The organism is Aliiglaciecola sp. (assembly GCF_039982535.1).
Classification (GTDB): domain Bacteria; phylum Pseudomonadota; class Gammaproteobacteria; order Enterobacterales; family Alteromonadaceae; genus Aliiglaciecola.
Map to the genome: position 1 here is coordinate 1 of NZ_JBDWYG010000076.1, position 3,313 is coordinate 3,313.

Consider the following 3,313-nt stretch of genomic DNA (forward strand, 5'->3'; position numbering starts at 1 on the left):
AAACGGAAACCTCGGTCACTAAATCGCCAACTAGTCCTCCAATTAATATCGTACCCGTTATACTTCCTGAAACATGAGCATTCGAAATTACTGTTTTTTTACCTTGTCCGATCAATCCACCAACTTGACTGGAACCTGTTATATCCACCTGGTCAAGTATCACATTTGAAATATTAGCGCCATTTGTACGTCCAAAAAATCCAGTCCCTGAGCCCCTAGAAATATAAAGTCCGGTTATGGTATAGTTTTGACCATTATAAGCCCCTGTAAATTCGTTGAACGCTGTGCCTAAAGGAACAAAGCCGCTGCCTGAATTCCACGAAGAAGTTTCTGATGCATTTATATTTGCTGTTTGTATTAGGTGTTCGTTCCAAAATGAAGTATCAGCACTTATGAGGCGAAGTTGAATGAGGTTTTTTATTTGAAAGGGATCGGCTTCGGTTCCATTGCCATCCATTTTAAGATCATCTACAAAATAACCATCCACCGTATCTTTATGATTAGATTGCAAGTAAGGTTTTGTAAAGTTTGAGTGAGCCGCCCACGTAGAATCAAAATCAAAGCCCGAAAAACTACTTTTTTGATACATTTGCGAGGTAGTTAATCCTGTTGCTACATGAACGTTTCCGTTGACTGCACCGACAGCATCGGTCTGGCCACTATTTTCTACATCCCAAAAATTATCCTGAGTTGCTCGAGTAGTATACCCAAATAGCCCTCCAACCTCATTAGTGCCCGTTACAAGTCCTGTAGAATAGTTGCCAGAAGCTCCGACCCAAACGCGGCCAATTAGCCCTCCAACCTTTGTTATACCACTAACTTCGCCAGCAGCATAATTATTATTTATAGGAGATGTATCAGCATGGCCAATAAGACCCCCTACATACTCTGTTCCACTTACATTTCCCAAAGCATAATTTTCAGATGCCAAAGCTCTTGAAAATCCAGCTAATCCTCCAATATAGTTTGTTCCGGAAACATCGCCCGTTGCATAGCTTTTTGTTATTTCGATACGCGAACTTCCTATCAACCCTCCTACATAGTCAATGCCAGTTACATTGCCACTAGCATAACTATTTGAGATATAAGAGCCTTCCGATATGCTTCCTGATTGGCCAATGAGACCTCCTACGTTAGAAGAGGAAGATGATACACTTACATTGGTTGAGCTATTTGAAATATGAACCAGCCCCTGAATCCACCCCACAAGACCTCCCGCGTATGATTTTCCAGTTAATTGCCCTGATACAAATACGTTATCAACGGAAATGTTATTCCCAAAAGCAATAAGACCTCCCGACCAAAAACTTGAAGTAATGTTGACATTCGACAGGGATACGTTTTTGACCAAAGCCCCATCAGCATGGCCGATAAATCCTCGCCCTGAACGGGGAGCAATAATGTAAAGATTAGAAATACTGTGCTCTTGACCATTATATGATCCTGTAAATGGATGTGAACTACTTCCGATGGGCGAAAAACCACTGCCAGAATTCCAGTTTAATGTTTCCGAAGCATCAATATCTGCAGTTTGGATGAGATGCTCGTTCCAATAGGAAGTATCTGCACTAACTAAACGAAGTTGACTTAGATTGCTTATTTGAAACGGTTCGGCTTCGGTTCCAGAGCCGAGCGGTCGAACTGCTCCCCCGGGAAGTGTGTCTGGTACATTCGATTGTATAAACGGATAACTTAATTCTTCATAGATATTCCAAGTGGAGGAGAAATCAAGCCCCGTAAACGAGGATTCATCCAGCATTTCATCACTGGTTAATCCCGTGGCACTTTGCGAGTTGTTGTCGCTGGCAATTCCTGTCGAGAGCCCACTGGTTTCGGTATTCCAAAAACTACCTGTAATGGTTCCACCGCTGTTGCTACCGAGCAATCCCGCAAAATTAAAAGAGCCGCTCGCAGCACCGGTAGAGTAGCTATCGGTTATACTTGAAGAACTATTGTTGGTACCCACTAGCCCACCAATATTCACCGTGCCATTCACCGTACCCAAAGCATAACTGTTGCTTATGGATGACGATTGATTGTTGGTACCCACAAGCCCACCTACTGATGAATATGCAACGGGAATATCAACATCCGCAAACGAAAGATTTATAACTCCGCTTTGGTCGTTCATACCAACCAAACCCCCAATACTGCTTGATGAACCTGTGGTGTTGCCCGTAACCGATCCCAATGCCGAGCTATTGGTTACGGTAGACGAACTCACATTGCCCACCAATCCACCAAGGGTGCGCACACCAGTTACACTTCCATTAAAGTGGCTATGACTTATTTGGGATTGGGAAATCCAACCAATAATACCACCCAAATTGCTGTTTCCTGTTACTGAGCCCGATACTGAAATGTTCGAGTATTCGGAACTTGAACCTGTAAGTCCCACAAGCGCTCCGCAATACGTACTTGCGGTGCAGGAAATATCTACATTTTGTAAGGTAAGATTTGAGACATTGGCTCTGTAAGCTATTCCAAAAAGACCGATGGCATCGCCCACAGTTCGGTTTATGGTTAAGCCAGAAATAGTGTATCCGGCGCCATCGTAAGTTCCCCCAAAATCATCGGAAAAACTTATACCAATGGGTGAGAAACCTTCGGCATCCCCGCCATTGCCATCGTCCCAGTTGGTTGTTGATGATGCGTCAATATCTGCGGTTTGCTCGAAGTATGAATTCCAGCTAGAAGTGTTTTGGGAAATCCAATAGAGATTTTCTAAGGAAGAAATTTGGTATGGAGAACCTGAAGTTCCGCTTCCTGATGGCGCAATTGCTGTTTGAGAGTATCCATAGTTAGATACTAAGAAAGTCAGTAAAAATGTTAATAGAAGTTTTGTATGCCGGGTAATTCTTGAATTGTTTTTCATCACCAATATCCGTCTTAGTTTTATCAGTAAACCCCGGCATATTTTTATCTAAGAAATGTTATTAGTTGTATCAATAGGGATAGCATCGAATTGAACTTCTTAAATAAATATGGACAGCTGCAATCTGATGGAGCTTTAATTAATCTATTTAAAAAGGTTCTGTACCCCTTAATAATAAACCATCAACAAATACTAACCTTTAATTATGTAGCCGAAGTATTAATTTTTCCAAATGATAGAAAATTGAAACTGGATTTATCTTATACTATCCTCTCAATTATTTTACTTATTCTATCAAAATTGCTGTATGCGAGTGTCAAAAGGCGTTGGTTTGTTTTTTTTACTGTTTTCTTCAGTGCAGGTTCTTGCCTTTCAGCCAACGCCTGTTCCATTTAATTGGGATGATATTTCAAGCCAATATCAAATTCGGAATTATTC

The 3,313-nt window shown here is 41.5% G+C and carries 1 protein-coding gene; it reads right to left on the minus strand.

Translation table 11 applies throughout. The features are described from left to right. On the minus strand, positions 1–2,875 hold a 2,875-nt coding region (locus tag ABJV04_RS20680; RefSeq protein ID WP_348493594.1), incomplete at its 3' end, for a GLUG motif-containing protein. Positions 2,876–3,313: the final 438 nt, after the last annotated feature.